This window comes from Vibrio sp. S234-5, assembly GCF_000960595.1.
Taxonomy (GTDB): domain Bacteria; phylum Pseudomonadota; class Gammaproteobacteria; order Enterobacterales; family Vibrionaceae; genus Vibrio.
In genome coordinates this window covers 81,214-101,750 of record NZ_JZAM01000228.1, presented here as the reverse complement: position 1 = coordinate 101,750, position 20,537 = coordinate 81,214, and the positions used below count along the sequence as shown (strand labels likewise).

The following is a 20,537-nucleotide window of genomic DNA, read 5'->3' as shown; positions in this document are numbered from 1 at the left end:
TCATTTCAATTTCCGATTAAGGTACCCATCATGAAGTTATCCGAATTAGCGCAGGGGCAGCGTGCGACCGTGTGCGCTTTCCTCTCTCTCTCAACTGATGTCAGGAAAAAACTCATGGTGATGGGGATATTGCCAGATACCGAGATCAGACTGATACGCCGCGCACCGATGGGTGACCCGCTGCAAGTCGAAGTTCGTGGTGTTTCTCTCGCCGTTAGGGAAAACATTGCCGCGCAGATCGAAGTGGAGAGCAAATAAATGCAGTATCAAATTCTGACCGTTGGCAATCCGAATAGCGGTAAAACAACGTTGTTCAATGGTTTGACAGGTGCAAAACAGCAAGTGGGAAACTGGGCGGGGGTCACCGTTGAGAAAAAAACTGGTCGTTACATGCACGCCGGAGATGATTTTTCTCTGACGGATCTGCCCGGTATTTATTCACTCGACAGCGGTAATGACAGTAACAGTATTGATGAATCGATTGCCGCTCGAGCTGTATTAACACCCCCCGCCGATCTGATTATCAATGTTGTGGATGCGACAAGTCTTGAACGTAGTCTCTATATGACGTTGCAGCTGCGTGAACTTGGGCGACCAATGATTGTGGTGCTGAACAAAATGGATGCTCTGAAGAGAGAGCGACAACTACTCAGCGTCGATGAGCTGGAGAAAGTGTTAGGTTGCCCTGTGGTCACCCTGTCTGCCACCGATAGCAAACAAGTTCTCCAGTTTAAAGAAAAACTGCATAAACTTTTGTTACAGGGGGTAGCGCTAAACGACGTTGGATTAGATTACGGCACCGAGATGGAAGCGGCGATCAAAAATTTACAGCCGATGTTTACGAGTGCTGAAGTCGCTTACCGCGCGTTGGCGATTCGTGCTCTGGAATCGGATACTCTTGTGCTAAATGGCCTTAGTGAAGGTCAACGAAATCAAGTCTTGGTGCAAAAAGGTAATCTAGATCTTGATATCGACTTGCAAGTAGCCAATGTGAGATATACGTTTTTGCATCAAATCTGTAAGCGTGTGCGTCGTACCGAGGGCAAGTTAAGTCGCAGCACCACCGAGACCTTGGATCAGTTCATCCTCAACAAATGGATCGGCATCCCTTTCTTTTTTGTTGTCATGTATTTGATGTTCATGTTCTCCATCAATATTGGCAGTGCCTTTATTGACTTCTTTGACATCGGTGTAGGGGCTTTACTGGTTGATGGCGGCCACCACTTGCTTGATGACCATTTACCTGTATGGCTAGTGACGATTTTAGCCGATGGCATTGGTGGCGGCGTACAAACGGTTGCTACCTTTATTCCAGTGATTGCTTGTTTGTACCTTTTTCTCGCGATGCTAGAGAGCTCCGGCTATATGGCAAGGGCCGCATTTGTGTTGGATAAAGTGATGCAGAAAATTGGCTTGCCGGGTAAGGCTTTTGTACCACTGGTGTTGGGCTTTGGCTGTAATGTGCCTTCAATTATGGCAACGCGCACTTTAGATCAAGAACGTGAGCGAAAGCTGGCTGCATCAATGGCCCCTTTTATGTCCTGCGGGGCTAGATTGCCCGTTTATGCCCTTTTTGCTGCCGCCTTTTTTCCCGGCGCGGGTCAGAACGTTGTTTTTGCTTTGTACCTGCTTGGCATTGTGGCGGCGATTTTTACCGGGCTGTTTTTGAAGAAGACGTTGTATCCTGGCAGTAGCGACAGTTTATTGATGGAAATGCCTGACTACGAATTCCCGACGATGCAAAACGTGCTGTTAAAAACATGGCAAAAGCTAAAACGTTTTGTATTGGGTGCAGGGAAGACCATCGTTATGGTAGTCGCCATTCTCAGCTTTCTGAATTCGCTTGGCACTGATGGCAGTTTTGGTAATCAGGACAGTGAACACTCCGTGTTGTCGAAAGCGGCGCAGGTAGTCACGCCAATTTTTGCACCGATAGGCATTACCCAAGAGAACTGGCCTGCAACTGTAGGGATTATCACGGGGATTTTTGCTAAAGAAGCTGTGGTGGGGACGTTGAACAGCTTATACACCACGTCCGGTGAGGAAGAAGCGGCAGAGTACGATTTGGCAGACAGTTTAAAAGAAGCGGTGATGACAATTCCAGCTAATTTAGCTGGCCTGAGTTTTTCCGACCCGTTGGGGATTGAAGTGGGCGATCTGTCCGATTCAACAGCAGTTGCGGAAGAGCAAGCCGTGGATGCCTCGATTTTTGGTAATTTAAAAGCGAAGTTCGCTTCTGGCCACGCCGCGTTTGCCTATCTGATCTTTATTTTGCTTTATACGCCCTGTGTTGCGGCGATGGGGGCTTATGTGCGTGAGTTTGGTGCGCCTTATGCTCGCTTTATCGCCCTGTGGACGATGGGATTGGCCTATAGTGGAGCGACATTCTATTATCAAGCGGCTCACTTAGCCGATCACCCTGCGCGTAGTGTGGTATGGATGGTCGCTATTATTCTACTGTTTGTCTTGACCTATCAGCTACTGAGACAAGTGGGTAAAAAAGAGCGCAGCTTAGAGGCAACGTTAGCGTGATCTTAGATGAACTGTATCAGTATATCGCCGCGCAAGGGATGGTTTCTCGTCGTGATTTAGCCAAACACTTTGGCATGAGTGATGACGGTGCTGATGCCATGCTTAACGTGTGGATCAAGAAAGGTAAGATAAGTCGCTTAGTTGATACCAACCAAGCGAATCACGTCACTCGTGTGCGCTACACAGTGACAAAGCAACAGGGCTTGTCTCTCACCGTCACAATGTGACCATAAAGAAAAGAGCCGCATCTGAAGCGGCTCTTTTTCATACCTGCGGAATTATCCTTTTTGAAACAGTGAGCTCAATGACAACACATTGCGGATGCGTTCGAGCATCTCTGCTTGCTCTGCTTCGTTGCGGAACTCACCTTGCGTATTTCCCCAAATTGGGCCGGGCCAGGCAACATCGGTCTGAAAACGCGCAATATGATGGATGTGCAGCTGCGGCACCATGTTACCTAATGCGCCAAGGTTGAGTTTGTCTGGGCGAAAAGTCGCTTCCAATGCTTGGCTAACGGCTTGAGATTCGAGCAAAAACTGTTGCTGCTCTTGCATGGGTAAGTGGTGCAGCTCTTTTAAGTTGGCACGTTTGGGTACCAATATAACCCACGGCACGGCATTGTCTTTATGCAGCAATGCCACACACAGCGGGAAGTGACCGATGAGAGTGGTGTCTTTTGCCAATTGAGGGTGCAGTTCAAAACTCATTGTTGTTGTCCGGTTTGAAGAGAGTGAAATCAGTATACGTCAGATAAAACAAAAGGTTGACGCTTTCACGTCAACCTTTCTTAATTGCCTAGAACCTAGAACCTAGAACCTAGAACCTAGAACCTCTTACATACGCTCCAACGTATCGATACCGAGTAGAGACAGACCTTGCTTGATGGTCTTCGCTGTTAGCGCTGCTAGTTTTAGACGGCTTTGTTTCACTGCTTCATCTTCAGCCACTAGGATAGGGCACGCTTCGTAGAAGCTAGAGAACTGGCCTGCGAGTTCGAATAGGTAGCTACACATGATGTGTGGTTGACCTTCACGCGCGACAGATTGCACCGCTTCTTCAAACTGCAGCAGTTTGGCGATAAGCGCTTTTTCTTTCTCGTCAGTGATCTTGATATCACCTTGTAGCTCATCCATAGAAACGCCAGCTTTAGCGAATACAGAGGCTACGCGAGTGTAAGCGTATTGCATGTACGGTGCCGTGTTGCCTTCGAATGCGAGCATGTTGTCCCAATCGAACACGTAGTCTGTAGTGCGGTGTTTCGAAAGGTCGGCGTACTTCACCGCTGCCATTGCTACCGTGTTCGCGATCGCTTTCTTCTCGTCTTCTGCGAGTTCTGGATTCTTAGACTCGATCAGCTGCGCTGCACGAACTTCTGCTTCATCTAACAGATCGGCCAGACGAACCGTACCACCAGCGCGCGTCTTAAATGGACGACCATCTTTGCCGAGCATCATGCCGAACGCGTGATGCTCAAGAGAGACAGATTCTGGCACGTAACCGGCTTTGCGAACGATAGTCCACGCTTGCATCAAATGCTGATGCTGGCGTGAATCGATGAAGTACAGTACGCGGTCCGCGCCTAGCTGCTCGTAACGGTATTTCGCACACGCGATGTCGGTTGTGGTGTAGAGGAAGCCGCCATCACGCTTTTGGATGATCACGCCCATTGGCTCGCCATCTTTGTTCTTGAACTCTTCAAGAAACACCACTTGCGCGCCGTCATCTTCAACCGCTAAGCCTTTCTCTTTTAGATCGGCAACAATCCCTGGCAGCATGTCGTTGTACATGCTTTCGCCCATCACGTTTTCACGTGTTAGTGACACATTGAGTCGGTCGTAGTTGCGCTGGTTTTGGATCATGGTGACATCCACCAGCTTCTTCCACATCTCGGCGCAGAATTCGTCACCGCTTTGCAGCTTAACTACGTAGCCGCGAGCTTTTACCGCGAACGCTTCGTCTTCGTCGTAAAGCTTTTTCGATTCGCGGTAGAAGGCTTCCAGATCAGCCAGTTCCATGGAAACTTCGCCAGACTCTTGCTGTACGCGCTCAAGGTTGGCGATAAGCATACCGAACTGAGTGCCCCAGTCACCGATGTGGTTGGCGCGGATCACTTTGTGGCCTAGAAACTCAAGAGTACGCACCACTGCATCGCCAATAATGGTTGAGCGCAAGTGACCAACGTGCATCTCTTTGGCTACGTTTGGCGCCGAATAATCGGCTACGATGGTTTTCGCTTCTTCAGCGGCTACGCCGAGGCGTGCATCTGCCAATGCGGCATCGGCTTGTTTAGCGAGGAACTCTTCACTAAGGAAAATGTTGATAAAGCCCGGACCTGCGATTTCGGTTTTGCTTGCAATGCCTTCTAGGTCTAGAACATCCAGTACTTTTTGCGCAAATTCTCGAGGGTTGGTACCCAGTTGTTTTGCTACGCCCATAACGCCATTGGCCTGGTAATCACCAAATTGTGGCTTAGCGGATTGGCGAACTGCTGCAGGGCTGCCTGCAGGAGCGCCAGCAGCTTCGAGAGCCTGAGATACTTTGTCGTTAATAAGTGCTTGGATATTCACACGCGTTTCCTTCAATTCAAGGACGAAAAACCCAGAAAGCAAGTGGCCGGGTTCTGTTTGAGTTCACAAAAATGACGCTAATGATAACAATTTTCTTGGTGATCATATAGAGAGGATTTGGTGAAATTTCGACTTTTTCCAGCAAGATGAAAATGCCTGCGATTTTGCGATGGAGTTGCTACTATGAGGCCGAAAATCCGAGCTTTCGTGAGAGCAAAATGAATAGATTACTAGAAGAAAAACGCCTGACACCTGTGCAAATGCTTGAAGATTTAGACGGTTTTATGCAAAAAATTGAGTCTTTAGCTGATTTGCTGCAATTAGATTTGAGTTTAGCTCAGGCTGATCATCTGGCGCTGCGAATTAATCAAGCACATCTTGCCAAGGCGGCGCATCTGGCTTGGTCTGATTATGGCGAGACTATTTCCGAGGCGATGATCAATGGTCGGCCCATTATCGTGATCGCCTTCAAGCAACCATTGCATGCGCGTGGCTGGAAAATCGAATGTTTGGAGTTGCCATACCCTGCACCGGGGAAAACTTACCACAGCGAAAGTTGGGAGCATGTGGAATTTGTCGTGCCTTCGCACGCGCAAAGTGCCGAGGCATACCTAGAGGACTTACAGCATACCTATCCCGCTTTTGGTGCTCAGTTTGCCAAGCTGGAAGAACGAGGTGTGAAGACCAAGCTGTCGAGCCCGAAAGGGGAGGGGGAGCGTTTGAATAACCCAACTGTGGCGTTTAAGTACCAAGGCGTCTGTATTAAGCTTCATCCGCACTCCCTCAAACGCATTGTTGAATCGGAACAAAACGCGCATTAAAAAAATAGAGGGTTGCCACTTGGCAACCCTCATTCACTGCTAAGTCAAATCTTAGAGAATCACGGTCTTATTGCCGTAGACAAAAACATGGTCGTTAAGCACTTTATTCAGCGCTTTGCTCAAGACATTTTTCTCCACGTCACGCCCAGCCTGCGCCATATCTTGCGCACTGAAATTGTGATCAACAGGAATAACGTCCTGTTTGATGATCGGCCCTTCATCTAAATCATTGGTGACAAAGTGGGCAGTGGCGCCAATGATCTTGACGCCGCGCTCATAGGCCTGTTGATAAGGCTTGGCACCGATGAACGCTGGCAAAAAACTGTGGTGAATATTGATGATCTTGTGGTGGTATTTCTCGACAAAAGCTGGGGTCAAGACGCGCATGTACTTTGCCAGCACCAGATAATGCGGCTGGTAGCGGTCAACCACCTCCAGCATTTTCTGTTCATGTTCTTCGCGGCTTAACCCTTCGTGCGACACATAATGGTATGGAATATCAAAACGCTCGGTAAGGGTCTGCAATTTGTCGTAGTTACCAACCACAGCGGCGATCTCGACATCGAGGCTGCCATCGTAGTTCTTCATCAGAATATCGCCCAGACAGTGGGCTTCTTTAGTTACCAAAATCACAATGCGCTTGCGCTCAGAGCTGACCAGTTTACGCTTTGCTCCGCTTGGCAAAGCTTGGTCTAGATCGGCGAGAAAGGTGTGATCGTTGAAGTATCCTTCCAGTTCGGTGCGCATGAAAAAATGACCGCTGGCGTTATCTACGAACTCATTGTTGTGAATGATATTAAGTTGGTGTTTGTAACAGATGTTGGTGATTTTCGAGATCAGACCCGGCGCGTCTGAGCAATGAGTCAGTAGTGTTTTCTTTTCCATATTTAAGATACTTCCGTGAATAATTTTTTTATGGTACGAATAATTGTTTGGGCGTCGAATAGTGAGCTAAACCGCAATACAAGGCTAATAGATAATCTATTATTAATTTGGTTTCAACATATTCTCTGGGCCAAACGTTTTGCTAAAGAGGATTGCTGAGAAGAGCCGTCAAAACGATACACAAGGTGGTAACTTATGGACAAAGATCTATTGGCTCGAAAACTGTACCTAGAAAGAGTCTCGACTCTGGTCGGTCAGCACGAAATCGATGAGGAGCTTATTACGGAGATGTGGCAAAATCGCGCCTCCCCAGCAGAAGCAGCCAAAGTCATTTTAGAGGGTGAACATTTTAGCGGTCCGGCATGGCTAAACCGTTACCTGAATCGCAAATAATCGAACAGCATAGATTCTACATCACTGCGAGGCGAGCCAAATCCGATTCGCCTCGGCTTCGCAAAACTGCCATAATCAGCCCCACTTATCCATCACCAGCATACAGAATGATAGCCAAAACCTTCTCTTCCAAAGGCGCATTAGGCAAAGCCATCCCTGGATTTCAGGCTCGTCAGCCGCAAATTGACATGGCCGAAGCGGTCAGCCAGGCGATTCAAGACAAGAGTCAACTGGTGGTGGAGGCAGGCACCGGAACCGGAAAAACCTTTGCCTATCTTGTACCTGCATTATTGAGCGGCAAGAAAACCATTATCAGTACTGGATCGAAAAACTTGCAAGAGCAGCTCTTTCACCGCGATCTGCCGTTGATGGTCGATGCGTTGGGTTTTTATGGTCAGGTTGCGTTGCTAAAAGGACGTTCGAATTATCTCTGCTTAGACAGGCTCAGCCGACAAATGGTGGAAGTGCATCATCATGAGGCCGATTCGACGCAATTGAGTCAACTGGTCAAAGTGCGCAGTTGGTCGTCGGAGACCAAAACGGGCGATCTGGGTGATTGTGACGATTTGCCAGAAGACAGCCCGCTGATTACGACCATCACATCAACCAATGACAATTGTCTGGGTAAAGAGTGCCCGAGCTATCAAGATTGCTTTGTCCTTAAAGCACGCAAAAAGGCGCTGGATGCCGATGTGGTAGTGGTTAACCACCACCTATTTTTAGCCGATTTGGCGATCAAAGAGACCGGATTTGGCGAACTGATCCCGGAAGCCGATGTGTTTATTTTCGATGAAGCCCATCAGTTGCCGGATATCGCCAGCGAATATTTTGGACAATCACTCTCAAGCCGACAGATCCACGATCTCGCCAAAGACATCGAGATTGCTTATCGCACGGAAGTGAAAGACATGCGTCAGTTGCAAAAAGTGGGCGATAAGCTGGTGCAAACCTCGATGGATATGCGCATTGTGCTGGGAGAGCCCGGTTTTCGTGGCAACTGGCGTGATGCGTTGCAGTCACCATCGATAAAGCGTGAAGTCGAGCGCTTAGTCGATGCGTTAGATCTCACCATCGATGTGCTTAAATTGGCGCTCGGGCGCTGCCAGTTGCTCGATACGGCCTTTGAGCGGGCCAATTTGATCAAAGCGCGCTTGGAGCGCGTGTGCGATACCAGCGTAACGGGGTATTCTTACTGGTTTGATACCTCCCCCCGTCATTTCACCCTGCACATTACTCCGCTGTCGGTGGCCGATAAGTTCCACGAGCAGATTGAGATGAAACCGGGCGCGTGGATTTTTACCTCCGCGACTTTGGCGGTCAATAGCGATTTCGGCCACTTCACCGCAAGATTGGGGCTAAAACCCGCGAAACAGTTCTCGCTGCCTAGCCCTTTTGATTATCAGCAGCAGGCGCGTCTTTGTGTTCCGCGCTATCTGCCTGAACCCAATAGCCCCGGTTTAGCCGACAAACTGGTGCGTATGTTAGCGCCGTTGATTGAAGCGAACCAAGGGCGCTGTTTTTTCCTTTGTACCTCTCACAGCATGATGCGTGAACTGGGTGAACGCTTTCGCGAGGTGCTCAGTTTGCCCGTGCTGCTGCAAGGGGAAATGAGTAAACAGAAAACGCTGGCAGAGTTTATGGTGCTGGGTAATGCGCTACTGGTGGCGACAGGCGCTTTTTGGGAGGGGATTGATGTTAGAGGTGATGCGTTAAGCTGTGTTATCATCGACAAACTTCCTTTTACATCACCCGATGACCCCTTGCTCAAAGCACGAATTGAAGATTGCCGCTTGCGGGGTGGAGAACCTTTTGAACAGGTCCAGTTGCCTGATGCCGTTATCACCTTAAAACAAGGGGTAGGACGTCTAATTCGCGATCAAAAAGACCGCGGCGCACTGATTATCTGTGATAACCGCTTGGTGACCCGTGAGTATGGTGGCGTCTTCCTCGCCAGTCTCCCTCCGATCCCAAGAACACGCGATCTGGACATCATTCAACAATTTCTAACAGAACAAACAGAGAACTAAATGAGCGCAAAAATTCTCGCTATCGACACAGCCACGGAAAACTGCTCTGTGGCACTCCTAGTTGGTGAGCAAGTTTTCTCACGCAGCGAAGTGGCTCCGCGTGACCATACCAAAAAAGTGTTACCTATGGTGGACGAAGTGCTGCAAGAAGCAGGGCTGACTTTGCATGATCTGGATGCGCTAGCGTTCGGCCGAGGCCCGGGCAGTTTTACTGGCGTGCGAATTGGCATTGGTATTGCACAAGGTTTAGCGTTTGGTGCGGATTTGCCCATGATTGGCATTTCGACACTGGCGGCGATGGCGCAGGGCAGCTATCGTCAAAATGGGGCGACTCATGTGGCGACGGCGATTGATGCACGAATGAACGAAGTGTACTGGGGACGTTACCAGCGCCAAGAAGATGGCCGTTGGCAGAATGTAGATGACGAATGTGTTATTCCCCCTGCCGATTTGGCGGCGCAGTTAGACTCAGATGTACAGACTTGGACGACAGCGGGAACAGGTTGGGATGCGTACTCCGATGCGTTGGGCGCATTGGCCATTTCTGTTGAAAAAGGCGACATCCTCTATCCAGACGCGCAAGATATTGTGGTGTTAGCAGGTCACGAATGGGCAGCGGGAAACACCGTCGCGGTTGAAAACTCGAGCCCGGTGTATCTGCGTGATAACGTTGCGTGGAAGAAATTGCCTGGGCGAGAGTAGTCGCCCAACTCACTGAATAATAATGGTGGAATGCGATGGCCTCAATTAATGGTTTACCTCCTGCGATTATTCCCGGCACGGGCCGGACCAATAAGAGCAGCCGTAAAAAGGTCAATAAAAGCCAGCAACAAGTCGCACAACCTTCCAAGGTGGCCGATGCGGTGGCGCATTCCATCCGTCATGTCTCTCAAGCGGATGTAGAGCGTGCCCAGTTGCAATACGACCTTCCTGAAGGACGCGCGCGCCGAGCGATGGAAGAGTATATGGATGTAATGAATCAAGCGCGTAGAGAGGAACTTGCCCAACTCGTTGGTGTCGATATCTACGTGTAGCGCTCTGGCAATGTGCATTGAAACGTTAAAGGTGAGTGAAAGATGAAAAAAGAGTGCCGTTTACTATTCACACTGGTTGCGCTGTTTACCGTCAGTGCCTGTAGTTCGCTGCCAGAAGAGCTCAATGCGCGCAATGAGTCTGTGCTAACGGATTACAAAACCTTTGCCAAGCAGCAAGGCCAAGTCACAGAGGAAGTTCGTCTTGGTGGTGTGATTGCCAAAGTCGATAATCTATCAGATAAAACCCGAATCGAACTGGTTAATTTGCCGATAAGTAAAGAAGGCAAGCCCGATATCGGCCAAGAGCCTAGTGGCCGTTTTGTTGTCTACCTTCCTGGGTATCTTGAACCTGTCGCATTCAGTCAGGGTCGTCTAATGACGGTTGTGGGGCAAGCTGGCGGTGAAGAAAAAGGCAAAATTGGTGATTATGATTACGTCTTCCCTGTGATCCAAGCTTATGGTCACCGACTCTGGACCATCGAAGAGCGAGTCCGAGTTTACGACACTTCCACTTATCTCTATCCTTGTTACTCCATTTCTTGCCGCCAACTGCGTGATTTCCCTCGTGATGGAAAAATCATTAAAGACGTCAACTAATGCGTGATTCCCGTTATACGCTGGCGGACTTGAGTCTCGCGGCACTTGAGATTGGTGATGCAAAAACGGCTGATTTATCAGTCGTTTTTATTCATGGCTGGTTAGATAACGCCGCCAGTTTTCTCTCTGTTATGCAGCATCTTCATCATCTTTGCCCTAGATTGCATCTGTGTGCGATCGATCTGCCGGGGCATGGGCATTCTGACCACAAAGCATCGGGCAATTTTTACCCTTTTCACGACTACATTGATGATATTCATCAGTTTTTGCACATTTTATCGCCAAACAGACTGCTGTTAGTCGGCCATTCTCTTGGTGCATTGATTGCGAGTTGCTATAGTGCCGCCTTTGCTGAACAGGTGGATGCACTGGTTCAGATAGAAGGTTACGGGCCTTTGGCTGAAGCCCCGCAAAACGCGGTTCAAAGGCTCAGGCAAGGGGTGCTCAGCCGTAATCGTTTGCGTACCAAACCCTCCCGTAATCTCGCCAGTTTTGACGAGGCACTACGCCTTCGCGTGATGGCAAATCAGCTTTCTCCAGATCTGTTACGGCCGATCGTCGAGCGCTCAGTGATTGAGCAGCAAGGCACTTGGCAGTGGCGGCATGATGCAAAATTGAAATGCGACTCGCTCTATCGCATGTCCCACAAACATGCTGCAACAATGGTAGAGCAGATTTCTTGTTTTCATCTGGTCATATTAGGCGAAAATGGCTTTCGCGAGCTTAAGGATTTCAGCCACTTAAACGTGAGCAATCCTGCAAAAATCGCGACAGTTGCGGGCGGTCATCATTGTCATTTAGAGCAATCGCTCGAGGTGGCTCAGCGAATTCTTGGTGTAGTTAACAAAATTTAAACAAGTGTTTGAGAGTTTCGTGCTCAAGCATGACGGCTGTGCTGTAATAGCGAACAAAATAAGAAAGGACGCTATTGCGCAAGACAAAAGTCTTTCGTTAGCCAGCTATTGACGAGGAGTAACATCGTGGAAAAACCATGGCTTTCACGTTATCCAAGTGACGTACCTGAAACCATCAACCCAGACCAGTATGAATCGCTGGTGGAAATGTTTGAGCAATCGGTGCAAAAGTACGCCGACCAGCCTGCGTTCATGAACATGGGCTCGGTGATGACGTTTCGCAAATTAGAAGAACGCAGTCGTGCTTTTTCTGCCTATCTGCAAAACGAGCTCAAGCTGAAAAAAGGCGATCGTGTTGCCTTGATGATGCCAAACCTGCTGCAATACCCAGTTGCGCTGTTTGGCGTGTTGCGCGCCGGTCTTATCGCGGTTAACGTCAACCCTCTTTACACTCCTCGCGAGCTGGAACACCAGTTAAACGACTCTGGCGCCAAAGCGATTGTGATTGTCTCCAACTTTGCCAACACGCTTGAGCAAATCGTTGATAATACGCCAGTGAAACACGTGGTTTTGACGAGTTTGGGGCAAATGTTGCCACGCGCGAAAGGTACCATTGTTGATTTTGTCGTCAAATACGTCAAAGGCATGGTGCCTAAGTATGATCTGCCTGGGGCGATTTCAATGCGTAAAGCGCTGCACAAAGGGCGACGCCTGCAATACGTCAAACCGTTTATGACCGGCGATGACATCGCCTTTTTGCAATACACGGGTGGTACCACAGGCGTGGCAAAGGGCGCGATTCTCACCCACCGCAATATGGTGGCAAACGTCTTGCAAGCCAAAGGCATGTATGGTCCTGTCCTGAGTCAGGGGCGTGAGTTAGTGGTAACGGCTTTGCCGCTTTATCACGTTTTTGCGCTGACCGTGAACTGTTTGCTGTTTATCGAAATGGGTGGCCGTAACCTGCTGATTACCAACCCTCGAGATATTCCTGGGTTCATTAAAGAGCTGCAAAAGTATCCCTTTACTGCGATTACCGGGGTCAATACGCTGTTTAATGCCTTGGTTAATAATGAAGATTTCCACGAGTTGAACTTCAGCAATCTCAAACTTGCTGTGGGCGGCGGCATGGCGGTGCAGCGGGCGGTGGCGGAAAAATGGAAAAAAACCACAGGTTGCTACCTGCTTGAAGGTTACGGATTAACCGAGTGTTCACCTCTGGTTGCCGCCTATCCGCACGACTTGGTTGATTACAACGGTTCAATTGGCCTGCCTGTTCCTTCAACCGAGGTGCGTATTGTCAATGATGAAGGCGAAGCCCTAGCCAACAGCGAAACGGGTGAGCTGCAAGTGCGCGGCCCGCAGGTGATGCAGGGGTACTGGCAGCGTCCGGAAGCGACCAAAGAAGTGATCAATAGCGAAGGCTGGTTATCGACCGGGGATGTGGTGAAGTTCGATCAAGAGGGCTTTTTGCACATTGTTGATCGTAAGAAAGACATGATTTTGGTCTCCGGTTTCAATGTCTATCCGAATGAGATCGAAGATGTGGTTGCGCTGCATGGTAAAGTGCTGGAAGTGGCCGCCATTGGACAACCACATGAAGTCTCTGGTGAAGTGGTGAAAATCTACGTGGTGAAGCGTGATCCAAGTTTGACCAAAGAAGAAATCATCAACCACTGTCGCCAGCATCTCACCGGTTATAAAGTGCCGAAGCTGATTGAATTCCGCGAAGAGCTGCCCAAGACTAATGTCGGAAAAATATTGCGCCGAGTATTGCGTGACGAGAACGACGCAAAACTGGCGAAAAATGATGCCGCTGCGTAATCCGCGCAAAGTGTAACAATCAATGCTAGAATGCCAGCCTATGTTTTCAGGCTGGCATTTTTATTTTCAAGCGATAGCGAGTGACGAGTGAATTATCAGATTATTACCGATGAAAAAGAGCTCAATAGGGTCTGCCACCAAGCGCGACAAGCGGATGTGGTGATGTTGGATACCGAATTTGTTCGAACGCGAACCTACTATCCTCAACTTGGCTTAATTCAGTTATTTGACGGGGAAAACTTGTCGCTCATCGACCCAACGACAGTGAAAGAGATGGATGCTTTCGTTGAGTTGTTGCAAGACACTGCGGTGATTAAAGTGCTGCACGCTTGCGGCGAAGATTTAGAAGTGTTTCACAACGCTTTTGGTTGCACGCCAGTTCCCATGGTCGATACGCAAATTATGGCGGCCTTTCTCGGTCACGGGCTGTCTACTGGCTTTGCCGCTTTGGTTGAGCAATATTTGCACGTTCAACTGGATAAAAGTGAATCCCGCACGGATTGGCTAGCGCGCCCATTGTCAGACAAACAGCTGGAGTATGCCGCGGCTGACGTGCATTATTTGCTGCCGCTGTATGACATTTTGCGAGACCAAGTGCAGCAGGCCGGCTGGTGGCAAGCCGCGCAGCAAGAGAGTGAACTACTGGCGGGCAAACGCGTGCGCACCCCAGATTTAGCAAACGCCTATCTCGAGATCAAAGGGGCATGGCAACTTAAACCGCGTGAATTGGCCATCTTGAAGCCGCTCGCGACTTGGCGAATGCAGGAGGCAATTCGTCGTGACTTGGCGCTCAACTTTGTCTTTAAAGAGCAAGATTTGCTAACGGTTGCCCGTTTGGGCCTCACTAGCTTTAAACGCATGGAGCAAGAGGGGATGGATTTACGTTCCGTGCAGCGCCATGGCAATAAAATTGCGGCCATCGTTAGAGAAGCGCTAACGACGCCGGCTGACGAGTATCCTGAAGAGATAGACCGTTTGATGGACTTGCCGGGTTATAAGCAGCTGTTTAAGCAGCTCAAAGATCAAGTGACCTTAGCAACGAAAAACACCGGTCTGGCCTCAGAGTTTTTGGCATCGAAGAAGCAAATTAACCAGTTGATTACCTGGGTGTGGAAAAAGGATCGCGATCCAGAGAGTTTGCCGGATCTGATGCAAGGTTGGCGTTTGCCCATTTTGGGCGAAAAAATGAATGCGCTAATCTAAGCGCGGAATATGCGGAATATAAAAAAGACAGATGGTTTGATCGTCTGTCTTTTTTTGTAAGCAAAACACAACAATATGTGTTTTTACAGCGCCTGCGCTTATTTCTCTTCGTCGGGTAACTTGACGTTCAGCTCCAGAACCGAAATATCATCGTCTTTATGTTCGAAAGTGAGATCGACCATCGACGGGTCAACGGCAACATACTTGCTGATCACTTTCAAAATATCTTCTTTTAACTGAGGAAGATAAGAAGGCGCGGGATCGTTCTGGCTACGACGTTCCGCCACAATAATTTGCAGACGTTCTTTCGCCAAGCTGGCAGAACTCTTTTTTTGTGGGCGGAAAAACTCTAAAAGTGACATAAACTAGCCTCCGAACAGTCTTTTGAACAGTCCTTTCTTCTCTTCCGTCAGGAAACGAAAATCCACCTGTTTACCCAGTAGACGTTCGACCGTATCCGCGTAAGCCATACCAGCATCCGATGCTTCATCAAAAATGACTGGCACCCCTTTGTTCGAAGCATTTAGCACCGCTTGGCTTTCTGGAATGACGCCAAGCAGAGAGATGTGCAGGATCTCTTCCACGTCTTCCACGCTGAGCATCTCGCCTTGACTCACACGAGTTGGGTTATAACGTGTTAATAACAGGTGCTGTTTCACGGGTTCAAGCCCTTGCTCGGCGCGCAGTGATTTTGAATCCAAAATACCGAGAATCCGGTCGGAGTCGCGAACCGAAGAGACTTCTGGGTTGGTGGTCACAATCGCTTCATCTGCATAGTATAGCGCCATCAGCGCGCCTTGCTCGATGCCTGCTGGCGAGTCACAAATGACAAAATCAAAGCCCATTTCATCCAATTGATCCAGCACGCGTTTTACGCCATCTTTGGTCAGTGCGTCTTTATCGCGGGTTTGCGATGCAGGCAGAATGAACAGGTTCTCAGTGCGCTTGTCTTTAATCATCGCCTGATTGAGGGTGGCTTCGCCGTTAATCACGTTGACGAAATCGTATACAACGCGACGTTCACAGCCCATGATAAGGTCTAAGTTACGCAGGCCAATGTCAAAATCGATCACGGCCGTTTTTTTGCCTTGTAGCGCGAGGCCAGAGGCAATGGCGGCGCTTGACGTGGTTTTACCAACCCCACCTTTGCCAGACGTAACAACAATAATGCGTGCCATTGTGTTTTCCTTTCTAATCTTTAAAGAGTGAGCAATTCGAGGTGGAGTGATTCATCCACTAGGCTCAACATAATTTTTTGTTGCCAGAATTCGCGGTCGATCTGATCGCTCAGCCAGTAGTTTCCAGCGATGGAGATCAGCTCCGCTTGCAAATCATGGCAGAGTATTCTTGCTTCTTTTTGACCACTCGCGCCAGCGATAGCTCGCCCGCGTAGGGTGCCGTAGATATGAATCGAGCCATCGGCAATCACTTCGGCACCGGCACTGACGTGACTTAAAATGACCAAATCCGCGTCTTTGGCATAAATTTGTTGTCCGGAGCGAACCGGCGTACGCACCACTTTCGTCGGAGCAATTTTAGCCGGAGCTTGGGTCGGTGATTTGCTGGCTGACATAATGGCGAAACCCGCTTGTGAAGCGAGATTTTGCGTGCGCTTATCTTTGCAGCCCGTAATGCCAACTGGGATCAAGCCCGCTTTTGCAATCCCCTGTTTCAGGCGGTCGAAGTCGATATCGCCTTCGACCTCGGCAATATTGATCACGACTGGGGCAGAGGCGAAAAACGCCGGTGCTTGGTCAACTTTTTCTTGCACAAATTCAATGGCGCTGTCGACCGAGCAATCTGTTAGGTGCAACACCGACAAGGTGAAGCTGCTACCTTTTAAATCAGGGGTACGAGACATCCGATACTTCTTGCCTTTATTGAAAGAGCGTTGTCTTTTACTAAGGTTGTCATGTTATATTTCATCCCTGCACGCAGCAAGTTATCTTGCGGTCATTTAGGTGATTTTGTCTGAAAAATTACGTTTTAATTAAATTTCGCGTGTCGGATGCGGAAATTAACAAAAAAGGCTTGTCATGCTTTGTTCTATCTATAAAAGTTCTAAGAAAGAAGGCACATATCTTTACATTCCTAAAAAGGATGATTTTTCAAAAGTTCCTGAACAATTAATGGCAATGTTTGGTAAGCCACTGCCAGTAATGACGATAAATTTGCAAGGTCGTACGTTGGCGTTGGTCAGTGTCGAGAAGGTTCGCGAATCACTAATAAATGACGGTTTCTTCTTGCAACTGCCGCCACCACCGAAAAATCTTCTCGAACAACATAAAGAACGCAAAGCGCAGCAGAAGTCAGATTAACGGCGTGGCTGGGTTTGCGGGCCGATTGGCTCAAGGAGGGCAATATGAGAACACTGTTAACAGCGATGCTCGGTATGAGCCTAAGTGCTTCGGTATGGGCGAACTCGGAAAGTTTCGAGCAGTATATTGAACGCTTGAAAGCACAAGCGCGCTCGGAAGGTATTAGCGCACAAACCATTGCGCAGGCGTTTCACAATGTCGAGTACAAGCCCCGAGCGGTAAAAGCGGATCGCAATCAACCAGAAAAAAAACTGACGCTGGATGAGTATCTTCCACGCGCGGTGCCCGATTGGAAAGTACAGCAGGCAAAAGATCTCTACCAAAAACATGGCGCAGAACTGAAGCAAATTGCTGAACACTATGGCGTGCAAGCGCGCTTTATTGTCGCGCTTTGGGGCGTAGAAAGTAATTTCGGTAAATTTACCGGCAATTTTCCTGTGGTCGACGCGCTCGCGACTATGGCCTATGAAGGGCGACGCGAGGCGTTTTTCCGCGCCGAAACCATGGCGGCGTTGAAGATTCTCGATCAAGGACACATTGAATACGAGAATTTTAAAGGCTCTTGGGCGGGAGCTATGGGGCAATGTCAGTTTATGCCCAGTTCGTTTTTGGCCTACGCTGCTGATGGCGATGGTGATGGCAAAAAGGACATCTGGAGCAATACCCACGATGTATTTGCCTCGACCGCTAGTTATCTCAGCCAGTCTGGTTGGGATGACAAGTACACTTGGGGGCGGCAAGTAAGAATCCCTAAAGGGTTTGACCTTTCCTTGCAGGGCAGGGAAGAAGCCAAAGGTAAGTATTTGCAAGAGTGGAAAAAGCTAGGTATTACCAATTATGTGGGCGGGGCGTTGCCGATGCTCAATCAAGATATCAAAGCCTGGCTGGTGATGCCGGATGATGAAAATGGCCGGGTTTACTTGGTGTACAACAATTACAATGTACTAATGAAGTGGAACCGCTCTCACTACTTCGCTCTGGCCGTTAGCCATCTGGCTGATCGCATTAAAGATTAACCACCAACTTAGGCTTGTCTCATGCGTTGCGTGATGGCAAGGCCTTCTTAACGACAACATGTTATCTGAACGCGCAGCACAAATGGTGGTTTTTTCCGCCTTGGTTAAACATCGCAACTTCACTCAGGCGGCGAAAAGCTTAGGTGTGTCGGTTTCACACGTCAGTAAGCAGCTTGCGTTACTCGAAGCCTCGCTTGGCATCAAGCTGATTCAGCGCACCACGCGCAGTTTTACGCCGACCGAAGCAGGGCTGAGCTTTTATCGTCATTGCCATCAGGTGGTGCAAGCGGTGAACAATGCGCAGTCTGAAATGGAGAGCCAGCGTGATGAGGTGGCTGGTTTGGTGCGTATCGGTTTGTCGCAATCTTTCGGTACGTTGCATGTGCTGCCTGCGATCGACGAGCTGCGTCAGCGCTACCCACAATTGCAAGTCGAATTGCACCTGTTTGATTATAAAGTGGATATGTTAGACGAAGGGCTGGATGTGTGGATCACCAACCACGAGAAATTGCCAGAGGGGTATATTGCCCAGCGTTTGGCCGATTGCCAATTCGTGGTTGCTGCGTCACCCGACTACTTAATGCGTCACGACACGCCTGCACATCCAACGGACCTTAGCGAGCATAACTGTTTGATTTATCGCAGTTGGGAACGTGATTACACCAGCTGGGCTTTTCGCCGCGCCGACGAAGAGTTATGCGTCAAAGTAGCAGGCAACTATTCCGTTGATTTGGCCGAAGCAGTGCGCGATGCCGCGATTGCCGGATGGGGGATAGGCTATCTTGCCACCTATTTGCTGAGTGATGAGTTTCGCAGCGGAAAACTGATTCAGCTATTGCCAGAATGGCGCGCCAGCCAGCAAATGCCGTTTTATGCGGTCTACCCAAGTCGTCAACACATGCCAAAGAAAACCTCAGCGGTGATCGAATTTATTCGGCAAAAGATCGGCGCACCATGTCACTGGGATCAAAAGCTGTTGCCTTATATCACCATTGCGCATTGAGTGATTTTCGTCACATATTATTTCTCTGTTGGGAAACATTTTCCTTATATGGAAACAATACCAAATAGCAAACGTTTATCTTGATTTTTTTCAAAGAGTTAAGTGTATAGGCGTTGGCTGCTGTTCTTCCTGTTCCACTTTATTAACATTCCCGACTTGCATCCCGCGTTTGTCACTATACAATCCGCGCCTTCCTTGTTCCCCCTCTCTCTGGAAACCTTCTATGAACTCTTTACTGGGTATTGTGGCCATTATCGTTGTCGCGTGGCTATTATCTACCAACAGAAAAAACATTCGTTTGAAAACAGTACTACTGGCGTTTTGTCTGCAAGTCGCGTTTGCCTTACTTGTGCTCTATGTTCCTGCGGGCAAAAATGCGCTGAATACAGTGACGGGCGCTGTGTCAGGATTGATCAACTATGGGCAGGAAGGCATCGCTTTTCTGTTCGGCGGTTTGGCAACCGGCGGTTTCACTTTCGCCATTAACGTGCTTGGGATCATCATTTTCTTCTCCGCGCTGATCTCGGGTCTGTATCACATTGGCTTGATGCCCAAAGTGATCAATTTGATTGGTGGTGGCCTACAGAAACTGCTCGGTACGGGAAGGGCTGAATCGCTCTCCGCGACGGCGAATATTTTTGTCGGCATGATTGAAGCCCCCCTTGTGGTCAAACCGTACCTAAAGCACATGAGTGATTCGCAATTTTTTGCAGTGATGACTTGTGGTCTTGCCTCGGTTGCTGGTGGTACCTTGGTCGGGTATGCCTCGCTCGGTGTAGAACTGAACTATCTGATTGCTGCTGCGTTTATGTCGGCACCAGCGGGCCTGTTAATGGCGAAGATCCTCATGCCAGAGACAGAAACTGAGCCACAAGCGGCACAGATGGAAAACATTGAAATGCCAAAAGCCACCAATGTGGTGGAAGCGATGGCCGATGGCGCGATGTCGGGGCTACGCATTGCCGTTGCGGTGGGCGCGACACTGCTGGCGTTTGTCAGTGTGATTGCGCTGTTAAACGGCATGTTGGGTTGGATTGGCAGCTGGTTTGGTATCAGCCTGAGTTTTGAGCTGATCCTCGGCTATTTATTTGCTCCCGTCGCGTGGCTGCTAGGTATTCCTTGGCAAGAAGCGATCACCGCAGGCTCATTGATTGGCAATAAGATCGTTGTTAACGAGTTTGTCGCTTTTATTCAGTTGATGGAAGTGAAACAGCAACTAAGTGCTCACTCTCAAGCGATTGTGACGTTTGCGCTGTGTGGTTTCGCCAACATTTCGACCATGGCGATGCTGATTGGTGGTTTAGGTAGCTTAGTGCCGGAGAAACGTACCTTTATCTCGACCTATGGTTTTCGCGCCATTGCCGCTGGTGTGCTGGCAAACCTAATGAGCGCCTCGATTGCTGGTGTGATCTTAAGCTTGTAATTCGTCTACGCCATTGAACTTGGCAGATAGCATTGTCACT

Annotated in this window: 22 protein-coding genes; 16 read left to right on the top strand and 6 right to left on the bottom strand. The window is 49.0% G+C overall.

All coding sequences use genetic code 11. The features are described 5' to 3' along the window. Positions 1 to 30: 30 nt before the first annotated feature. The 3 genes from UF06_RS14075 to UF06_RS14065 are packed head-to-tail and all read left to right on the top strand — an operon-like array spanning position 31 to position 2,759. Positions 31 to 258, top strand: coding sequence for a FeoA family protein (locus UF06_RS14075; RefSeq protein WP_045571000.1), 228 nt, complete (start codon positions 31 to 33; stop codon positions 256 to 258). Continuing rightward, the gene (feoB, locus tag UF06_RS14070) at positions 259 to 2,532 is read left to right on the top strand and encodes a Fe(2+) transporter permease subunit FeoB (protein ID WP_045570999.1); all 2,274 of its coding nucleotides are present in this window, start codon (positions 259 to 261) and stop codon (positions 2,530 to 2,532) included. It begins immediately after the preceding gene. Beyond that, positions 2,529 to 2,759, top strand: a complete 231-nt coding sequence (locus UF06_RS14065) for a FeoC-like transcriptional regulator (RefSeq protein WP_045570998.1) — start codon at positions 2,529 to 2,531, stop codon at positions 2,757 to 2,759. Before feoB ends, UF06_RS14065 begins: the two co-directional genes overlap by 4 nt. Before the next feature lie 51 nt (positions 2,760 to 2,810). Here UF06_RS14065 and UF06_RS14060 read toward each other — a convergent pair whose 3' ends face one another. Together UF06_RS14060 and argS are read right to left on the bottom strand one after the other, a co-directional pair. After that, a complete protein-coding gene (locus UF06_RS14060) occupies positions 2,811 to 3,239 on the bottom strand; it encodes an HIT domain-containing protein (protein ID WP_039424844.1) in 429 nt (142 codons plus the stop codon). 126 nt (positions 3,240 to 3,365) lie between these two features. Next, complete coding sequence (gene argS / locus UF06_RS14055; protein ID WP_045570997.1) at positions 3,366 to 5,099, bottom strand: arginine--tRNA ligase; 1,734 nt, start codon at positions 5,097 to 5,099, stop codon at positions 3,366 to 3,368. A 218-nt stretch (positions 5,100 to 5,317) separates the two neighbouring features. Here argS and UF06_RS14050 point away from each other — a divergent pair, with 218 nt between their 5' ends. Further along, positions 5,318 to 5,920, top strand: a complete 603-nt coding sequence (locus UF06_RS14050; RefSeq protein ID WP_045571054.1) for a VOC family protein — start codon at positions 5,318 to 5,320, stop codon at positions 5,918 to 5,920. 51 nt (positions 5,921 to 5,971) lie between these two features. Here UF06_RS14050 and purU read toward each other — a convergent pair whose 3' ends face one another. After that, a complete protein-coding gene (gene purU, locus UF06_RS14045; protein ID WP_045570996.1) occupies positions 5,972 to 6,805 on the bottom strand; it encodes a formyltetrahydrofolate deformylase in 834 nt (277 codons plus the stop codon). Between the two features lie 195 nt (positions 6,806 to 7,000). On the opposite strand from purU, the gene UF06_RS14040 reads away from it, so the two are divergent. The 8 genes from UF06_RS14040 (at position 7,001) to rnd (ending at position 14,737) form a co-directional block, all read left to right on the top strand. Further along, positions 7,001 to 7,198 (top strand): hypothetical protein, encoded by a 198-nt coding sequence (locus UF06_RS14040; RefSeq protein WP_045570995.1) that lies wholly within the window; start codon positions 7,001 to 7,003, stop codon positions 7,196 to 7,198. A gap of 107 nt (positions 7,199 to 7,305) precedes the next feature. Then, the gene (locus UF06_RS14035; protein ID WP_045570994.1) at positions 7,306 to 9,225 is read left to right on the top strand and encodes an ATP-dependent DNA helicase; all 1,920 of its coding nucleotides are present in this window, start codon (positions 7,306 to 7,308) and stop codon (positions 9,223 to 9,225) included. After that, positions 9,226 to 9,927 (top strand): tRNA (adenosine(37)-N6)-threonylcarbamoyltransferase complex dimerization subunit type 1 TsaB, encoded by a 702-nt coding sequence (gene tsaB, locus UF06_RS14030; RefSeq protein WP_045570993.1) that lies wholly within the window; start codon positions 9,226 to 9,228, stop codon positions 9,925 to 9,927. It abuts the gene before it with no gap. Positions 9,928 to 9,962: 35 nt separating this feature from the next. Next, positions 9,963 to 10,259 (top strand): hypothetical protein, encoded by a 297-nt coding sequence (locus tag UF06_RS14025; protein WP_045570992.1) that lies wholly within the window; start codon positions 9,963 to 9,965, stop codon positions 10,257 to 10,259. A gap of 42 nt (positions 10,260 to 10,301) precedes the next feature. After that, complete coding sequence (locus UF06_RS14020) at positions 10,302 to 10,856, top strand: Slp family lipoprotein (RefSeq protein WP_045570991.1); 555 nt, start codon at positions 10,302 to 10,304, stop codon at positions 10,854 to 10,856. Further along, positions 10,856 to 11,710, top strand: coding sequence for an alpha/beta hydrolase (locus UF06_RS14015; RefSeq protein WP_045570990.1), 855 nt, complete (start codon positions 10,856 to 10,858; stop codon positions 11,708 to 11,710). The genes UF06_RS14020 and UF06_RS14015 overlap by 1 nt, the downstream gene beginning before the upstream one ends. Positions 11,711 to 11,836: 126 nt before the next feature. Then, positions 11,837 to 13,534 carry a long-chain-fatty-acid--CoA ligase FadD gene (gene fadD / locus UF06_RS14010; protein WP_039464413.1) on the top strand — a complete coding sequence of 566 codons (1,698 nt, stop codon included), beginning with the start codon at positions 11,837 to 11,839 and terminating at the stop codon, positions 13,532 to 13,534. Positions 13,535 to 13,621: 87 nt separating this feature from the next. Next, entirely contained in the window at positions 13,622 to 14,737 is a 1,116-nt protein-coding gene (rnd, locus tag UF06_RS14005) for a ribonuclease D (RefSeq protein ID WP_045570989.1), read from the top strand. 98 nt (positions 14,738 to 14,835) lie between these two features. On the opposite strand, the gene minE is transcribed toward rnd, so the two are convergent. Genes minE through minC form a run of 3 tightly spaced genes read right to left on the bottom strand, consistent with a single transcriptional unit; the run spans position 14,836 to position 16,598 of the window. After that, entirely contained in the window at positions 14,836 to 15,099 is a 264-nt protein-coding gene (gene minE, locus UF06_RS14000; protein ID WP_039424871.1) for a cell division topological specificity factor MinE, read from the bottom strand. A 3-nt stretch (positions 15,100 to 15,102) separates the two neighbouring features. Next, the gene (gene minD, locus UF06_RS13995) at positions 15,103 to 15,915 is read right to left on the bottom strand and encodes a septum site-determining protein MinD (RefSeq protein WP_039433895.1); all 813 of its coding nucleotides are present in this window, start codon (positions 15,913 to 15,915) and stop codon (positions 15,103 to 15,105) included. Between the two features lie 20 nt (positions 15,916 to 15,935). Next, positions 15,936 to 16,598, bottom strand: coding sequence for a septum site-determining protein MinC (gene minC / locus UF06_RS13990; protein WP_045570988.1), 663 nt, complete (start codon positions 16,596 to 16,598; stop codon positions 15,936 to 15,938). Between the two features lie 175 nt (positions 16,599 to 16,773). Between minC and UF06_RS13985 the strand changes: the two genes are divergently transcribed. From UF06_RS13985 to UF06_RS13970, 4 genes are all read left to right on the top strand, one after another. Continuing rightward, entirely contained in the window at positions 16,774 to 17,055 is a 282-nt protein-coding gene (locus tag UF06_RS13985; protein WP_039445542.1) for a YcgL domain-containing protein, read from the top strand. 44 nt (positions 17,056 to 17,099) lie between these two features. Next, positions 17,100 to 18,071: a lytic murein transglycosylase gene (locus tag UF06_RS13980; RefSeq protein WP_045570987.1), complete on the top strand. Its 972-nt coding sequence runs from the start codon at positions 17,100 to 17,102 to the stop codon at positions 18,069 to 18,071. 58 nt (positions 18,072 to 18,129) lie between these two features. Continuing rightward, positions 18,130 to 19,074, top strand: coding sequence for a LysR family transcriptional regulator (locus UF06_RS13975; protein WP_045570986.1), 945 nt, complete (start codon positions 18,130 to 18,132; stop codon positions 19,072 to 19,074). Positions 19,075 to 19,297: 223 nt separating this feature from the next. Next, positions 19,298 to 20,497 carry a NupC/NupG family nucleoside CNT transporter gene (locus UF06_RS13970; RefSeq protein ID WP_045570985.1) on the top strand — a complete coding sequence of 400 codons (1,200 nt, stop codon included), beginning with the start codon at positions 19,298 to 19,300 and terminating at the stop codon, positions 20,495 to 20,497. Positions 20,498 to 20,537 lie beyond the last annotated feature (40 nt).